16 protein-coding genes are annotated in these 16,294 nt (G+C 68.7%); 8 read left to right on the forward strand and 8 right to left on the reverse strand.

Features of this window, described 5'->3' with window-relative positions; genetic code table 11:
• The first annotated feature begins 93 nt into the window (after window positions 1-93).
• On the forward strand, window positions 94-1,713 hold the full coding sequence (locus tag VMD91_00775) for a hypothetical protein (GenBank protein HTW82580.1): 1,620 nt from the start codon (window positions 94-96) through the stop codon (window positions 1,711-1,713).
• A 40-nt stretch (window positions 1,714-1,753) separates the two neighbouring features.
• Window positions 1,754-2,488 (forward strand): VOC family protein, encoded by a 735-nt coding sequence (locus tag VMD91_00780; GenBank protein ID HTW82581.1) that lies wholly within the window; start codon window positions 1,754-1,756, stop codon window positions 2,486-2,488.
• 59 nt (window positions 2,489-2,547) lie between these two features.
• Here the strand turns inward: VMD91_00780 and VMD91_00785 are convergent, their stop codons facing one another.
• The 3 genes from VMD91_00785 to VMD91_00795 all read right to left on the reverse strand — a co-directional run bounded on the left by VMD91_00785 (window position 2,548) and on the right by VMD91_00795 (window position 5,954).
• Window positions 2,548-3,078 (reverse strand): tail fiber protein, encoded by a 531-nt coding sequence (locus tag VMD91_00785; protein ID HTW82582.1) that lies wholly within the window; start codon window positions 3,076-3,078, stop codon window positions 2,548-2,550.
• A 12-nt stretch (window positions 3,079-3,090) separates the two neighbouring features.
• Window positions 3,091-3,618, reverse strand: a complete 528-nt coding sequence (locus VMD91_00790) for a tail fiber protein (protein HTW82583.1) — start codon at window positions 3,616-3,618, stop codon at window positions 3,091-3,093.
• A gap of 122 nt (window positions 3,619-3,740) precedes the next feature.
• The gene (locus tag VMD91_00795; protein ID HTW82584.1) at window positions 3,741-5,954 is read right to left on the reverse strand and encodes a hypothetical protein; all 2,214 of its coding nucleotides are present in this window, start codon (window positions 5,952-5,954) and stop codon (window positions 3,741-3,743) included.
• A gap of 436 nt (window positions 5,955-6,390) precedes the next feature.
• Between VMD91_00795 and gatC the strand changes: the two genes are divergently transcribed.
• Genes gatC through VMD91_00825 form a run of 6 tightly spaced genes read left to right on the forward strand, consistent with a single transcriptional unit; the run spans window position 6,391 to window position 11,523 of the window.
• Window positions 6,391-6,795, forward strand: a complete 405-nt coding sequence (gatC, locus tag VMD91_00800; protein ID HTW82585.1) for an Asp-tRNA(Asn)/Glu-tRNA(Gln) amidotransferase subunit GatC — start codon at window positions 6,391-6,393, stop codon at window positions 6,793-6,795.
• Window positions 6,796-8,307, forward strand: coding sequence for an Asp-tRNA(Asn)/Glu-tRNA(Gln) amidotransferase subunit GatA (gatA, locus tag VMD91_00805; protein HTW82586.1), 1,512 nt, complete (start codon window positions 6,796-6,798; stop codon window positions 8,305-8,307).
• Window positions 8,304-9,836, forward strand: a complete 1,533-nt coding sequence (gene gatB, locus VMD91_00810) for an Asp-tRNA(Asn)/Glu-tRNA(Gln) amidotransferase subunit GatB (protein HTW82587.1) — start codon at window positions 8,304-8,306, stop codon at window positions 9,834-9,836. Before gatA ends, gatB begins: the two co-directional genes overlap by 4 nt.
• Window positions 9,837-9,858: 22 nt before the next feature.
• Window positions 9,859-10,389 (forward strand): GNAT family N-acetyltransferase, encoded by a 531-nt coding sequence (locus VMD91_00815; protein HTW82588.1) that lies wholly within the window; start codon window positions 9,859-9,861, stop codon window positions 10,387-10,389.
• Entirely contained in the window at window positions 10,379-10,585 is a 207-nt protein-coding gene (locus VMD91_00820) for a hypothetical protein (GenBank protein HTW82589.1), read from the forward strand. The genes VMD91_00815 and VMD91_00820 overlap by 11 nt, the downstream gene beginning before the upstream one ends.
• The gene (locus VMD91_00825; GenBank protein HTW82590.1) at window positions 10,573-11,523 is read left to right on the forward strand and encodes a hypothetical protein; all 951 of its coding nucleotides are present in this window, start codon (window positions 10,573-10,575) and stop codon (window positions 11,521-11,523) included. Before VMD91_00820 ends, VMD91_00825 begins: the two co-directional genes overlap by 13 nt.
• A 21-nt stretch (window positions 11,524-11,544) precedes the next feature.
• Here the strand turns inward: VMD91_00825 and VMD91_00830 are convergent, their stop codons facing one another.
• From VMD91_00830 to VMD91_00850, 5 genes are read right to left on the reverse strand one after another with little or no spacing between them, the layout of a single operon-like run.
• A complete protein-coding gene (locus VMD91_00830; protein ID HTW82591.1) occupies window positions 11,545-12,450 on the reverse strand; it encodes a phage tail protein in 906 nt (301 codons plus the stop codon).
• Between the two features lie 23 nt (window positions 12,451-12,473).
• Entirely contained in the window at window positions 12,474-12,986 is a 513-nt protein-coding gene (locus VMD91_00835) for a tail fiber protein (protein HTW82592.1), read from the reverse strand.
• 12 nt (window positions 12,987-12,998) lie between these two features.
• Window positions 12,999-13,535 (reverse strand): tail fiber protein, encoded by a 537-nt coding sequence (locus VMD91_00840; protein ID HTW82593.1) that lies wholly within the window; start codon window positions 13,533-13,535, stop codon window positions 12,999-13,001.
• Window positions 13,535-14,074: a tail fiber protein gene (locus tag VMD91_00845; protein HTW82594.1), complete on the reverse strand. Its 540-nt coding sequence runs from the start codon at window positions 14,072-14,074 to the stop codon at window positions 13,535-13,537. Before VMD91_00845 ends, VMD91_00840 begins: the two co-directional genes overlap by 1 nt.
• Before the next feature lie 13 nt (window positions 14,075-14,087).
• Window positions 14,088-16,286, reverse strand: a complete 2,199-nt coding sequence (locus VMD91_00850; protein HTW82595.1) for a hypothetical protein — start codon at window positions 16,284-16,286, stop codon at window positions 14,088-14,090.
• Window positions 16,287-16,294 lie beyond the last annotated feature (8 nt).

Consider the following 16,294-nt stretch of genomic DNA (forward strand, 5'->3'; position numbering starts at 1 on the left):
GCGGGACCCCTCGACTCGGACAACCCGTTGTCGGTGGTCGAGCCGGCGGCCGGATGGTAGGCTGAGAAAAACGCTGCTTTCGAGGAGGGTCGTATGGGTGTGCTTCGCGCTGCGTTCACGTTCGTCGTCGTCGTCGCGTGCGCGCTCGGCGGCGGCGTCGCCGGTCTGCTCGCCGTCCACGGCGCCACCAGCCCGGCGGCGCTGGCGGCGCCGGCCGCCGTCGCCTACGTCCCGATCGATCCGGCGGACTACATCTCGACCAAAGCCGCCACGGCGATCGCGACCGCGCAGAACGACGCCGCCGCGCAAGCCCACGCGGCGCGCATCTGGTCCGGCCTGACGCGGCGCACCAACCAGAGCGTCGACGGCGTGCGGCTGGCGACCTACGACACCTGGTACTCGCCGTGCGACGTCTTCCCGGACAACCCCCCGGACTGTCAGGTCAACAACGCCAACCCCTCTCAGGCGACGCCGACTCCCGCGCCGGGCGGGCACTTCGCGCTCGCCGCGCAGCCGAACCCGGCCGGGCGGCGCGCGTTCGTCGTTCCGGTACAGTTCTTCCACGAGCCCTCGCTCGCGCCGAGCGACGTTTTCTCGCTGGTCAAGTACAATCGTGAGATGGCCTCGTTCGTCGGGCAGTACGCGAACGGGCAACAGCTGGCGGCGCTGATCGGTCAAGGGACCGCGGAGATCCCCGACTCGATCTCGCCGCGCGCGATCATGACCAAGCCCGTCTACGAGCTGCTGCACACGACCAAGCCGACGGTGCTGCAGGTCTGGGCCGGACCGGGTCTGAGCGTTCCGCCGAGCTCGACCAGCGCGATCTTCACGCCGGGGCCGGACACCTGGAAGACGATCGTGGTCGTCGTGCCGCCGGGCGTGCGGTACACGCCCAAGCCCGAGCACGTGTGCGTCAACACCTACGACGAGAACGGGAACGGCACCGGTCACTACTGGACGACGGCGACGCCCGAGAAGGTGGTGCCGCTGAGCGATTTCTACGCGCTGCCGGCAAACGCGCAGACGATCCAGAACGTGCAGAACGCGCGCGCGACGTTCGCGCGCCTGCACCGGCTGCGCTTCCCACGCTTGGGAGCGACCGCGAGCGCGAAGTTCAGCTGCCCGCTCGAGACCTTCGACGCCGGCAGCTCGGTCGAAGCGCTGGTCGCGATGCACGTCGCGACCGCCGAATACCCGCACGTGTGGACGTGGGAGACGTTCTGGTATCAGCCGCTGGCGAAGGGGCTGCCCGGCGCGGTCGGACCGTTCGCGCACTTCGACGCGAAGACGGCCTGGTGGACGCAGGACGGCAATCGTTTCCGCTACACGTTCAACCCGTATCTCGAGGCCGGCTTCGGGCGCTGCGTCTTCTTGACGAACACGTGGCCAGGCAACGGCGCGACGCCCGGACCGTGCACGGGGACGCTGCCGCCCGCGTCGCCGACGCCGCCGTCGCTCGCCGCGGGGGCGCCGCTGCCGGCCGCGACGAACGTGCCGGTGCCCAACCTCGGGCGCACGACGAACTGCATCTCGTGTCACGAGAACGCGACCTACACCGTGCTCGGGAGCAAGGCGAATCCGGGCCCGGGCTACGTGGCGCACGACAAGCAGCCGCAAGCGAAGGTGCCGCAGTCGATCTTGGTGCTGAACCTGTGGAGCTTGGCCAACGACGCGCCGGCGCCCCCGAGTCCGAGCCCGACGGCCACGCCGTAGGGCAGCAGTAACGCCCAGCGCGGAAGCCGTAGAGTCCCGCGTGGGAAGAATCGTCGCCTTTCACCTGCCGGCGCGGGATCTCGAACGCGCAGCGGGGTTCTACACCAAGGTCTTCGGGTGGGAGCTGATACGCGACGACAACTCGCCGACGCCGTACGCGACCGATCCGGGCGGCACGGGCCGCGCGGTCGCCGGGGCGATCATCGCGCGTACCGAGACGGTCAAACAACCGGTCCCGGTGTTGGCGGTCGACGACGTCGACGCGACGCTCGCGCGGCTCGAGCGCCTGGGCGGCCACGCCGAGCCGGGCGCCAGCGGCGAATTTCGCTACGCGCGGGACTCGGAAGGCAACGTGCTCGGCCTCGCGCTGCGCGCGGGGGTGCGGCTCGGCGCGAGCGAGACCGGCGTGGGACGCTTCCTCAACCTGCACCTGCCGGCCGACGACATCGTGCGGGCGACGGTGTTCTACAGCGAACTGTTCGGCTGGGAGCTGCGCGCGACGCCGGGGGCGGTGCCCTACATCGTGACCAACCTCGCCCAGCTCGACGGCCCCGGCCTCGAAGCGGCGATCGTGCAGCGCGCCGAGCCGATCAAGGCGCCCACCCCGACGATCGAGGTCGACTGGATCGACGACGTCATGACGACGCTGGCGATGAACGAGGGCCAGGTGGCGCAAGTGAACGACATCGCCGACGTCGGCCGTTTCGGCTACGCGAAGGACTCCGAGAGCAACACGATCGCGCTGCTCCAGCGCAGCTTCTTGCTGCGGAGCTGAAGAGCGCGCCGGGCGGCTGCCCGACGCGCTCTTCGCGACCGTGCGTCTTCGGTGCGCCGTCAGTTGCGCGAGGGGAAGATGCCGACCAACGCGATCTCGAACGAGATGCACAGGTACGGCTGCTGGATGCCGAACGGCACGTTGCCGCCGGCGTTGCCGAGCATCGTCGGCTTCATGGTCGTGTTGGTGGCGGCGTTGGAGTAGATCTCCGGCTTCTGGCCGTTCTGCTCTGCCCCCGGGAGGTGGTTGGTCGGCGTGATCTGGTTCGAGAGCGAGCTCACCGCGTTCACCAGGTGGTTGTGCCGCGGTAGATTGTTCAGCGACAGGCCGACGTTTTCGCTCCCGCCGGCCTGGCCGATCACGTAGGTCGAGAGGCCGAGTCCGGTGCCTTGGTGGATCGGAAAACGGCTCTGCATGTTGGGAAGCTGAAACGTATTTACCCCGTTGCCGCCGTAGTACGTGCCGATGACCGAGAACAAGGCCGTATTCGTCTGAATCGCGAGCGTCTGTCCGTTGCACAACTGCCAGCCGTAGACCGCGAAGTTGCCGGCGAACATGCCGATGGTGGCGATGTAAGGAGGATAGTACATGAACCGTCCTCTCTAGTTCCGCGAGGGGAAGATGCCGACCATGGCGATCAGGAACGTAACGCATAGGTACGGCTGCATGATGGAGAACGGCACGTTTCCGCCGGCCGTCGCGATCATGTTCGGGTTCATCGTCGTGTTGGCGGTCGCGTTGGAGTAGATTTCCGGCTTCTGGCCGTTCTGCTCTGCGCCCGGGAGGTTGTTGGTCGGCGTGATCTGGTTCGAGAGCGAGCTCACCGCGTTCACCGTGTGGGTGTGGATCGGCATGTTGTTGTAGAGCAACGTGGTGTTCTCGGTCCCGCCGATCTCGCCGATGACGTACGTTGAAAGCCCGAGACCCGTCCCTTGGTGCAGCGGCACTCGGCTCTGCATGTTGGGGAGCTGGAACGTGCTCACGCCATTGCCGCCGTAGTAGGTGCCGATGACGGAGAACAGCGCCGTGTATGAGGAAATCGAGAGGGTCTGGCCGTTGCACATCTGCCAGCCGCGTATCGCGAAGTTCCCGCCGAACATCATGATGCTGCCGAGATAGGGTTGACTCATCCGCTACAAACCTTTCGCCGGAGAGGGAGGTGGTCGTATGGTCTGTGTGCTGCGGGACACGAGAGTCTGCGGGAGCCGGTGCCCGAGGCCGGCTCGCGCTGGTTACCTGGTCTCGAACGGCTCTAGAACGAGACCGCCGAGTCGGAGACGACATAGCAGTTGGGGGATTCGCCGCTGCAACTGCTCGCGAAGTCGGTGGTCGCCGAGTGCGGGCTCCCGCTGATCTGCGTTCCGGACGGCGTGAACTCGTACAGGTTGACGAAGATCGACGTTCCCGCCTGGTTCGGGCCGCTGTCGGTGGCGACCAGGTTGTCGCCGGGGATGAAGTGCATCGACGTGAATGCCTGGAAGCCGGGGTTCACCGTGGCGCCCGTCGTCCAGCCGGTGCCGGGATTGTGGAACCACGTGATTTCGTCGGTGGTGCCGTTGTACCAGGCGACGGCGACGGAGGTGCCGTCGCGCGATACCGCGACGTATTCCGGCAGCCCGGCGACCGAGCCGACCGAGACCGGGGCGTTGAGGCTCGCGCCGGTCGTTCCGTTGCGGGTGAGTTCGATGACGTTCGCAGAGCCGCCGGTCGTCGCGTTGACGTAGATCAGCGACTGGCGCCCGTTGTCCCAGGCCAGAACCGGGATGGCCGGGTCGTTGCCCGAGACGCTGGTGATGTACGGGCTCGAGATGTCTTGCTCGACGCCGTTCGCCCCGGTCGTGACGACGATCTCGTCGGGGGTCGCGTCGTCGACGTTCGCGATGTCGAAGGCATACCCGAACACGGTACCGGAGGCGTTGTCGAGGACGGCCACGCTCGGGAATTGGAGCTCCGTCGGCGAGTACCAATTACCGCTCGCCTCGAGCGAACTCGTCCAGTTGGTCACCGACGAGCCGCCCTGCGGGATGAAGCTCAGCCACGGCGTGTCGCCGGGCGTCGCGTAGTAGAAGTTGTTCATCCCGACGGCCCCGCTCTGCGTCGCGGTGCCGATCGAGACGTCGAAGCCGAAGTTGCTTCCGGTGTTGGGCGGGCTGCCGACGGTGCTCAGCGTTCCGAACGTCTGCGTCCCGCTGTTGTACGTCGTCGAGTAGACGTGGTAATTCGCTTGGTCGGCTATGAAGAGATCATCGCGCGTGTCGAAGCGCCCGTAGGTGTAGCTCTTGGTCGTCGTCGCGAGGACCTGAGTCGGGTCGCCGAGCGAGGTGTTGTAGGTGACCAGCTCGCACGTCTCGGTCGCATTGCCGTTGCAGCCGAGCGGGGCGATGAGGGTCACTGCGATCGTCACACTCCACGATGCGGTCGAGGGCCCGAGATTGTCGCTGTAGTGGTAGACGTTGGCACCGCTGCTGTGCGCGTGCGACAACCCCGTCGACACCGTGATCGTCGTCCCCGACACCCCGGTGACCAGCGCCTTCTCGGTGAGGACCGTCGTCCCCGAGAACGCGAGCTCGTCGATCACCAAGTACTGGCCGATGAAGATTCCGCTCGCCGAACTGACGGTGAAGCTCGTCGCGCCGGCGCTGGGCGAGGAGGCCAACGTGGTGGTGACGTTTCTGGTGCCCGCCGGGTCGGCCGCCACCGCGAACGTGAACGAGGTGCAGCTCGAGCCGGGCGTCAGCGTCAGCGTCGCGCCGCTCACCGACGTGGTCGAGCCGCTGCAACCGGTCACGGCGGCGTTGTTCGCGAACGTCGGCAGTCCGGGCTGGCTGCCGAACGCCGTACCGTGCGCGTCGACGACGGCAAGGGTGTACGACTCCGCGCTCGTGCCGTTTTGGGCGAAGCTCGTCCCGGAGGTTTGCGTGTTGGCGGTGATCGCACCGGGGTTGGCGTCGAGCGTGATCGGGGAGGCGACCGAGCCAAAGGTGTTGGCATGCCCTTCGACGACCGTCGCGCTGTAGAGCGTCTCCGCGAGCAAGTTGCTGCTGGCGTCCTCGATGCTGATCTGGGTCTCGTCCGTGCCGATCGGCATCTGCGCCGTGACCGTGCAGGTGTAGTCGCCGGCGCTGACCGTCGAACACGACCCGGAACCGGGTGTGAGCGTCGAGGTCTGCGCCGCATCGCTGACGGGAGAACCGCCGACCTCCAGGACCTGCACGGCGACCGTATGCGCCGTCGCCGGAATGTAGGCGGGGCCGCGGCGGCCCGCGGCCGCGGAGGTCGTGGGCGCCGGAATCGTCAGGGTCAGCGTGGCCGGTGCGCGCTGCCCCGAATAGGTGGGCGCCGTCGAGGTGCCGGTGGGTGCGGGGTACGGCTGCGGCAGGGCATGTGAGCCGCCACCCGCACAACCCGTCGCCAGCGCGACCAACGTGCCGAGCGAGGCGGACCATACCAAAGAACGCAACTGCACGAAGAAACCTTCCCGGTCAAGGTTAGCCGCACGCACCCGGGGGCGCGAATCAGCGCGGGTCTTCGAGGGGCCCCGAAGATCGCATGGAGATCGGTTTCGCGGCGCGCCCCGGTGCTCCTTGGCTGCTTGCCGCCGCTAGGTTGATAGAACAGAGGAAAAGTGGGACTCCGGGAGCGGATAAGAGGGACATGGATCGTGCGGGTTCCCTCTCTCGGGGCGCGGCGCTCCGTCTGGTAGCGGCTCTTCCTGGAGTGCTGCTCGGCGTTGCCCCGGTCCTCGCCAACGCGCAAAGTATCGAGTCTCTCAAGCAGAAGTACCGGTTTCAGGGACGCTCGCGCGGCAGCCAGGCGTGCCGGAACTGCGCGCACTTCACCAAGACGATCGGTGCCGCAGGAACGTGTTCGGTCTTGCAGACCCGTGTAACCCGGTATTCTTGGTGCACGGCCTGGAGCCCGAAGACCACCACCTGATCGTCGTCTGTCCGCCGGCGCCCGAGCTCGGCGGAGGGCGGGTCGCGAGCCGCGAACGATTCTTGGTCATGGCATCGGACCGGATCGATATCCGCCACGTCGCGAAGCTCGCACGGTTGGCGCTCACGGAGGACGAGGTCGCGCTCTACGGCGCGCAGCTCGGCAACCTCATGTCGCACGTCGACGCGCTGGCGCAACTCGACACCGCCGAGGTCCCGGCCACGGCCCAAGTGATCCCCTCCCGCAACGTCCAGCGGGCCGATGCGCTGCGGCCCGAGACGATGCTGACCCGCGAGGCCGCTCTGGCCAACGCGCCGCAGGCGCAGCTCGGGTTCTTCCGCGTTCCCCGCATCATCGGCGAGGAGGGCTAGGTGGACCCGATCCGCGACTCGGCCGCCGCCATCGCGCGCGCGGTCAACGCCCATGAGGTCAGCGCCGCCGAGGTCGCCGAGACCGTCCTGGCGCACGTCGAGCGCGCCGACGCGAGCCTGCTGGCGTTCCGGACCCTGACGCCCGAGCTGCTGCGCGAGCAGGCCCGGCTGGTCGACGCACGCCTGGCGGCCGGCGAGACGCTGCCGCTGGCCGGCGTCCCGGTGGCGCTCAAGGACAACCTCTGCGTGACCGGTACCAGGACGACGGCCGGCTCGAAGATCCTCGAGAGCTTCGTCGCGCCGTACACGGCGACGGCGGTCTCGAAGCTGCTGGCGGCGGGCGCGCTGCCGGTCGGAAAGACCAACCTCGACGAGTTCGCGATGGGCTCCTCGGGCGAGAACTCGGCCTTCGAGAAGCCCCGCAACCCCTACGACCTCGACCGCGTCCCGGGCGGGTCGTCCGCCGGCAGCGCGGCCGCCGTCGGCGGGTTCGAGACGCCGATCTCGCTGGGCAGCGACACGGGCGGGTCGATCCGCGAGCCGGCCGCGTTCTGCAACATCGTCGGCTTCAAGCCGACCTACGGCCGCGTCTCGCGCTACGGGCTGATCGCCTTCGCGTCCTCGCTCGACCAGATCGGGCCGTTCGCGCGCACCGTCGAGGACGCCGCGCTGACCTACGACGCGATCGCCGGCCACGACCCGCTCGACGCCACCAGCGTCGACCGCGTCGCCGAGCCGACCGCGAGCGGGCTGCGCACGGATTTGCGGGGCGTGCGGGTCGGCATCGTCAAGCAGTTCGATCTGGCCTCGCTGGCGCCGGACGTGCGGGCGTGCTATGAAGCCGCGTACGCCGACCTCGAGCGGCTCGGCGCGACGCTGGTCGAGGTGGAGTTGCCGACGGCCGACTACGGCGTCGCCACGTATTACTTGATCGCGCCGGCGGAATGCTCGTCGAACTTGGCGCGCTTCGACGGCGTGCGCTACGGCCTGCGCGTCGACGGCGCCGACGTCGGCGAGATGTACGAGCGCACCCGCGAAGCCGGCTTCGGCCCCGAGGTGAAGCGCCGCATCCTGATCGGGACGTACGCGCTCTCGTCGGGTTACTACGACGCCTACTATCTCAAGGCGCAGAAGGCGCGGACGAAGTTCGCGCAGGACTTCGCGCGCGCGTTCGAGCGCTGCGACGTCATCGCGTCGCCGGCCGCTTCGACGCCGGCTTTCACGTTCAACGCGAAGTCCGATCCCGTCTCGATGTATCTGATGGACTACTATACGATCCCGATCTCGCTGGCCGGTCTGCCTTCGCTCAGCGTGCCGTGCGGCGCGGTCGTCCCCGAGGACGGGACGCGGCCGATGCCGCTGGGTCTGCAGCTGGCGACACCGCTGTTCGCGGAGCGCGAGCTGCTCGGCATCGCCCACGCCTACGAGCGCGCAACCCAACACGCCCAGAAGTTGACGCCGGTGACAGAAAGCACTATGTCGTTGCGCGCGCCCTCGGGGAATCTCGCATGAGCACGATCGATAGCGCGCGCGCGAACGGGGGGCCCCACGCCGAAGGCGTGGGGGGCGCGGAGCCAGGGGCGGAGCGCCTTTCAAACTGGGAGGCGGTCATCGGGATCGAGTGCCATGTCGAGCTGAAGACCGAGTCGAAGATGTTCTGTGGGTGCCCGAACCAATTCGGCGGCGCACCGAATACGAACGTCTGTCCCGTGTGTCTCGCGATGCCGGGTGCGTTGCCGGTGCCGAACGCGCTGGCGATCGAGCACGTCGTTCGCGCCGGGCTGGCGTTCGGGGCGGAGATTCCCGAGCACTCGAAGTTCGACCGGAAGAACTACTTCTATCCGGACATGCCCAAGAACTATCAGATCTCGCAGTACGACATGCCGCTCACCCAAGGCGGCGTGGTGAAGTACTGGCTCGAGGACGGGACGCGCGGCTCGTGCCGCTTGACCCGCATCCATCTCGAAGAGGACACCGGGAAGTCGACCCACGCCAGTGCCGACGGCCGGCTGGCCGGCGCGACCTCGTCGCTGGTCGACTTCAACCGTGCCGGCGTGCCGCTGATGGAGTGCGTCGGCGAGCCCGACCTGCGCAGCGCCGACGAAGCGGTCGCGTTCCTCGAGACGCTGGCGCGCACATTCCGCGAGCTGGGCGTCTCGGACGTCAAGATGGAAGAAGGCTCGCTGCGCTGCGACGCCAACGTCTCGGTCCGCCTGCGCGGCGCGACCGAGTACGGCACCAAGGCCGAGATCAAGAACATGAACTCGTTTCGCAGCGTGCGGCGCGCGATCGTCTCCGAGATCGCGCGGCAGATCGCCGTGATCGAGAGCGGCGGGCGCGTGATCCAAGAGACGCGCGGCTGGGACGAAGGCGCGGGCGTCACGCGCAGCCAGCGCTCGAAGGAACAGGCGCACGACTACCGCTACTTCCCCGATCCGGATTTGGTGCCGCTCGACATCGCGCGCGGCGACGTCGACCGGCTGCGGACCGCGCTGCCGACGACGCCCTACGCGCGCTTCGAGCGTTATCTCGACGACTACGGGATCGACGTCAAGCGCGCGACGCAGCTGGTCGACGACGCGCGGCTCTCGGCGTTCTACGACGCGACGGTGTCGATCTCGAACAACCCGCTGGGGACGCTGGCGTTCGTGCTGGGCGACCTCTCGCGGTTGGCGAACGAGTCGGGCACGCACGTCGCCGACGGCAAGGTCACGCCGCCGGCGCTGGCCGAGCTGGTCGCCCTGACCTCGTCGAACGCGATCAACTCCAAGGCCGCCAAACAGGTGCTCGAGACGCTGTGGGCCGAGGGCGGCTCGGCCAAGGCGATCGTCGAGCGCGAGGGACTGGCACAGGTCAGCGATCGCGGCGCAATCGAGAAGATCGTCGACGAGGTGTTGGCCGCCAACGCGCAGTCGGTCGCCGACTACAAGGCCGGCAAGACCAACGTGCTCGGCTTCCTGACCGGCGCGGTGATGAAGGCCTCGAAAGGCAAAGCCAACCCGCCGCTGGTGCAAGAGCTGCTCAAAGAGAAGCTCGGCTGATCGCGGCGCGGCGGGTGCGCGAGTGATCGAGACGGCGCGGCTGCTGCTGCGCGAGCCCGAACCCGGCGACGCCCAGGCGTTGCGTGACTATCGCGTGCGCAACGCCGAGCGCTTCGACCGCTGGGACCCCTCGCTCGGCGACCAGGTCGAACGGCACCTGGAGTGGATTGAGTACGTGCGCGGCCGGCGCTACGAGGGTCGCGCGGCGACCTTCGTCGGCTTCGATCGCGCCGCCGTCGACGGCAAACCGATCGTCACCGTCGGCCTCTCGGGCTTCGGTTCCGATCCGCCGGCCGCGATGGTCGACTACACGCTCGACGCCGGCTACGAGGGACGCGGCTACGCCTCGGAGGCCGTGCGCGGCGTCCTCGACTACGCGGCGCGCGAGCTGGGGATGCGGCAGTTCAGCGCGACCTACGATCCGGCCAATCTGCGCAGCGGCGCACTCTTGCAGCGGCTCGGTTTTCAGATCGTCGCGCAGACGCCCGGCCTGCCGGGAATGATGCGCGCGCAAGTGTTGGCGGTGCTGGTCGGGGAGCCGCGTGTCGGCTGACGGGCTCGCGGCACTCCGCGCGCTCGTCGCCGCCGATGAAGACTGCGCCCGCGGCCTCGCGTCGGTGCCCGACGAGGCGTGCGCCGAGGCGGTGCTGCGACTCGCCGTGGAGCGTGGCCTGGACGTCACGCCGGCGGACCTCGACGCCGCGCGTGCGCAGGCTGCGTACGCGTGGAACCTGCGATGGATCGCCTGACGGCCGACCTGCGCGGCTGGACGCCGGTCCACCTCGCGATCCGCAGCGGGCCGCCGACGATCACCTGGGCGCGCCTGGGGGGGCCGCCGCGCCAACCGTTCTTCGAGCTCGACGCCGACCGCGCGATGCGCCGGCCGTTCAACGCGGTGTTCGCCGTGCGCACGCCGCTCGACGTCCTCGACGCGCTGGTCGACGACGCGGCGGCGCACCTGCCGGCCGGCTTCGTCTTCCACCAGTCGCGCGCGGGCTCGACGCTGATCGCCCGCATGCTCATGCAGCTCGACGGCGCCGTCGTGCTCTCCGAAGCGCAGCCGCTCGACGCGCTCCTCCACCTGCGGCGGCACGTGCCGGACGCGGTCACGCCGCGGCGGCTGCACGCGATGCTGCACGCGCTGGCGCGGCCGGCCGGCGAACGCGCGCGGACGTTCGTGAAGTGGGGCGCTTGGCACGCGCTCGAGCTGCCGGTCCTGCGCGCGGTCTTCCCCGCGGTGCCCTGGGTGTTCGCGTTTCGCGAGCCGCGCGCGCTGCTCGAATCGCAGGCGCGGCAGCTGGGTCCCGAGGCGGTGCCGGGGACGATCGATCCGCGATTGTTGGGGATCACCGATCCGGCCGAGCTGGCGGGCGAGGACTACGTGCCGCGCTTCCTCGCGGCGCTCGCGGAGTCGGCGCTGCGCGAAGACGCCGAACCCGGTGCGTTCGTCGACTACGCGGAGCTGCCGGAGGCGGTGTTCGCGCAGGTGCTGCCGCGCTTCGGCATTACGCCGACCGCCGGCGAGACCGCCGCGATGCGTGCGGTGACGTCGCGCGACGCAAAGCAGCCGTCCGTTGCCTTCGCGCCGCGCGCGCTCGACGCGGATCCCGAGCGGGACGCGTGGGCGCGCCGCTGGCTCGATCCGCTCTACGTGCGGCTGCGGACGCGGGGTGCCGCGGCGCGCTGACGTCGCGCCCGGGACCGGTGCCTATTCGCGCGCGGCGATCGCTTGTGCTTGTTGCGGCGTGATCGCCACCGAGACGAGGAATCCCGCCGCGGCGAGCCGCGCTTCCGCCGCGTTCGGCGACCAGCCGCCGCTGAACGGACGCAGGTAGCCGGCGTTGGCGCCGTTGAGTGCCGCGACCTCATCGTCGGTCAGCGCCGCTGCCGTCGCGGTGACGGCGCCGTGAAGGTCGGTGCGGCCGGCCGCCGCCGCGTCGATCGCGCCGTCGACCTGCGCTCGGGTCGCGGGCGAGAGCGCGCCCAGCGCCGCGGTGCGCGCGTCGCTGGTCGCCGCGGCGAAGCGCGTGCGATCGGCGCCGGAAAGCTCGGCCGGCGTGGCGCCGGTGACGTGGACGGCGGTGCGTGCGAGCTGACGCGCCGCGAGCTCCTCCGCTGTGGGCGGTGTCGGCAGCCGCGGCGGCGCGGGCCGCGCGTCCGGCCCGAGGCCGGCCGCGGCAACGGTCGAGGGCCGGCGTACCGCGGCGAGCGTCGCCGGACTGGTCGGTCGAGCGCCTTCAACGGCGATGATCAGTGGGAACGCTGCGAGCGGGAGCGCGAACGTCGCTTTCGCCGTCCCGTTCGAGCGGCCCAACAGTTGAGCGAGTCCCGCGTAGAGGTCGGACTGCAGCGCCTGGCCTTGCGCGAACATCCACCCGCGCGGCGCCACCGAGCCGTTGAAGCGGCGAGCTTCCCCGACGATCGGGTTGGCCAGCACGTCGGCGGGAATGGGGTCGGGCGTGACCGGGACCAACTGCAGCTTCGCGTTCGATTTGTGCGCGACCGCGGCCGGCGCATCGAGGCCGGGGATCGCCCGCATGACGGAATGGCCTCCGCCGCCGCAGCCGGCGAGCAGCGCGGCGCCGCTGCCGAGGAGAAAAGGAGCGCGCTTCATCCGTGTGTCTCGTCCTCTCGCGATCAGTTTCGGCTCGGAAAGATGCCCGCCACGGCGATGCAGTAGTTGAGCACCAGGAACGGTTGCCGGTTCTCGTGCGCGCCGCCGCTGCCGTAGGACGTCACCATCGAGGGCGACATCGAGACCATGTTGCTGCTGCCGGCGGAGTACATCGGCAGCGTGGTCGTGTAGGCCGGGTAGGCGCCGTTCATGTTGACCGAGTTCGCGTCGCCCAACTGCCCGTCGGCGCTCGCGAAATGAAGGTGGGCCGGCAGCTCGCTCTGCGTGAGCAGGTGGCTTTCTTCGCCGCCTTTCCCGCCCAGGACGTAGCCGCTGCTCACGTGCATGGCCACGCGGCCTTGCAGGTTGGGCAGGCCGAACGTGGTCGTGCCGTTGCCGCCGTACGTGGTGCCGATCAGCGAGAACATGGCCGGGTACGTGTTGATCGGCAGCGTCTGGCCATTGCACATCTGCCAATTCTTGGGGGCGAAGCTGAACGAGAAGATGCGGATCTCGGTGAGGAACGGGGTGGACATGCGCTCTCTCCTCTAGCTGCGCGGCGGGTAGACGCCCTGCAGGCAGATGCAGTAGTTCAGCGTCAGGTAGGGCATGAGGTTGTTGTGCGCGCTGCTCGAGCCCGTAACGCCGATCATCGACGGGTTCATCGTCACCGTCTGCGGTGTTCCTGAGGTCGAGTAGATCAGGGTCGGCGTCGCGTTGGCGGGTATCGTGCCGCTCGGCGAGGCGTACAGCGCGTTCGCGGGCGTGAGGTCGCCTTGCACCGTGTGCGTGTGCGAGGGAATCTCCGAGATGAGGAGCTGCAGCGAGGCCTCGCCGCCGGTGGCGCCGATCGGGAACGTGCCGAGCGGCGAGCTGGAGTAGCTCGTCGTGTGCATCGGCACCGCGCCCTGGAGATTCGGCAGGCCGAACGTCGACGAACCGTTGCCGCCATAGTTGGTGCCGAGCAGCGAGAAGAGCGCCGTGTTCGAGGAGATCGAGAGGAGCTGTCCGTTGCAGAACGCCCAGCTCACGGGCGCGAAGTTGAACGGGAAAACGCGGATTTCGGCGACGTATGGGCTCGACATCAGGTCGCGCTCGGGTAGACGCCGTAGATGGCGATGATGAACGTGATCGCCAGGTACGGTTGCATGTTGTCGTGCGGCTGGCTACCGCCTTGCATCGCCAGCATGGCGGAGTTGAAGGAGCGGTACGTCGTCGGATGCGGATTGTGCGCTCCGCCCGGCGTGCTATAGAGCGTTTTCGGCGCGACGTCGGCGTAGTAGGCGCCCGACGGGTTGCCGGTCGTGGCGGCGTTTCCGTCGGCGATCACCGCGTGCGTGTGCGAGGGGATCGTCGCCGAGGTCAGTTGGACGGTGGTGACGCCGCCGGTTTGCGCGAGGGTGTACGTGCTCGCGCTGCCGGTCCCCATGTGCAGCGGCACGCGAGCGGCGAGGTTCGGCAGCGCGAACGTGTTCACGCCGTCGCCGCCGTACGTCGTCCCGATCAGGTCGAAGAGCGTGTCGTAGTCGGCGACCGCGAGCAATTGACCGTCGCACGTCATCCAACCGGCGGGTGCGAAGTTGCCGGCGAACAACCGAATTTCGCCGAGGTAGGGTTGTCCCATCGTCCTCTCTCCGTTACGGCTTGAAGGCGACGCCGTGCGGCGTCGAGCTCAAGTGGGTGAAGCTGGTCTGCTCCGGCGCGGCCGCGAACGGCGTGCTCGTGTCGTCGTAGCAGTAGCGGTCGTCATCACCCGGGGGGACCGCACTGGCCGTAATGTCGTAAATGTACAGGCCGGTATAGGAATTCACGCTGTCGTACACTTCGAGCAGGAGCTTCGTGTTCGAGAGCCACGTCATTTGCTCGACCAGCACCGTCGCATTGGCGCCGCCGTCGACGTAGGTGTCGCAGTTGCTCGCCGCGTCGGTGACGCCGTTGAACGGAATCGGGCCGAGCACGGCGTTGCGCGCAGTGGTGTTGTCGTAGACCTGGACGAGGCTGTTTCCGGTCCACGCGGACCCGTACGCGACGGCGACGTAGCCGTTGGGGGCGGTCGCGACGAACGTCGCCTGATCGGAGAACGTGTCCGCGCCGATGACGTGCGTCTGCGTCGCCGACGGCGCGTTGCCGCTGCCGCCGATGGTGTAGAACGCGACGCTGGGGTGATACGCGGAGTGGTTCGCGATCACCAGCTGGCTGTTGGTGGAGTCCCACGCCAGCGCGTACGGCACGTCGACGGCCCAGGCCGTCGGCGTCGTCGTCTGCGAGATGCTGGTCTGGGTACCGTTGGGGCTGAGGATGACGATCTTCGACGTCCCGGCAGGGTTGCCGGACGCCGACGCGTCGGTCTCGGCGCCGTCGGTGAGCGCGGCCGCGTAGGTGCCGTGGCTCAAGGCGCTCAGCGGGATGTCGACGGCCCAGTTGTCGCCGATGCTCCCGTTGATCGGTGAGATCTGGCGAGCCGACGAGGCCAGCGTGTAGTCGCCGGTGAGCAGATACTCCGAGAGCAGGTACGTCGAGGTCGGCGAGAGGTCGGAGAGCGCGACGCTGCCGTCGCCGCTGTCGTAAGCGACGTTCTGCGGCGCGGTGACGTCGACCGAGGTCGTGGTGCTCGTGTTCGCGCCGGTCGTGATCGCGCCGGCCGGTACGCAGGCGAGGTTGCCCGCATTGTGGCTGCTGTTGTCGGCGTTGGCGATCAGCAGGTCGCCGCTGCTGTCCCAGGCGAGGCCGGTGGGGTTGTCGACGTCGGGTTTGTTCTCGTTCGTCGAGTTGGTGACCGCGAGGGTCGGCGTCGAGTAGGCCGTCAGCGAATCGGGGCCGCCGCTCCCGCCCAGCGAGACGTTGTAGAAGTTGACCGTCCCGCTGGTCGCGCTCGTCTGCTCGACGGCGGCCAGGAAGTTGTGGGCCGGGGGTGCCACACCCGTCGCGAACGTGAACGACTTGGTCAGCGCGAACGAGAGGCCGTCGCTGCCCGGTGGGACGAGCTTGACGTTGACGGTCGCGCCGGTTTCGCTGGAGCTCGTCGGCGTGAGGGTGAACGTTCCGGCGCTTTGGTTGATCGTGAACGTCACGTTGCCGCCGGTCCCGTTGATGGTGCCCGAGGCCGACTGATAGGTCGAGGTGTTGTCCTCGATTTCGACCGTCGGCAAGCCGGGTGCGACGATCGTCTTGCCGTCGGCGTCGGTCGAGGCGGTCGTGAACGTGACCGGCGTCGTGCCGGTGTCGCCGAACGCGGTGCCGACCGTCCCGACGCTGCACGCGCCGCTGCCGGTGACGGTGAACGCCGACGCATTGGCGTCGAGCGAGAGCGAGAACTGATTGGCGACGCCTTCCTCGACCCACTCGGTCGGCGTTTGCTCGGAGAGGACGTTCCCGGTGCCACCGTTGGCGTCCCAGCTCTTGATCGCGATCGTGGCGTCACCGATCGGGACGTAGGCGTTCACCGTGCACTTGTAGTTGCCGGCGTTGCTCGGGTCCGTACCGCACTGGCCGGCGGTGTTCGGGTTGCCGGTCAGGTTCGCGAAGTTGAAGGTCTGGTCGGCGAGCAGATATGCAGGCTCGGTCGACGTGATGTCCGTTCCGGTGCCGTGGATCTTGACGTCGGTCGTCTGGATCGAGACCGACTTGGTCGCGCTCGACATGTAGCGCGGCGAGCGGCGGTTGCTCGCGCTGGTCCCCGGCTTCGGGTAGCTGAACTGGAAGACGACCGTGGCCGATTGCGGCGAGTCGGGGGTACCCGGGCTGCTCCCGTGCGTCGCCGGAACCGTCGCGCCGCGCCCGCCGCAAGAAGACAAGCAAATGCCGAGTACGCCCGCCGCTATGATACGGCGCACCATGTCAACCC

It is taken from the genome of Candidatus Sulfotelmatobacter sp. (assembly GCA_035504415.1).
Taxonomy (GTDB): Bacteria; Vulcanimicrobiota; Vulcanimicrobiia; order Vulcanimicrobiales; family Vulcanimicrobiaceae; genus Vulcanimicrobium.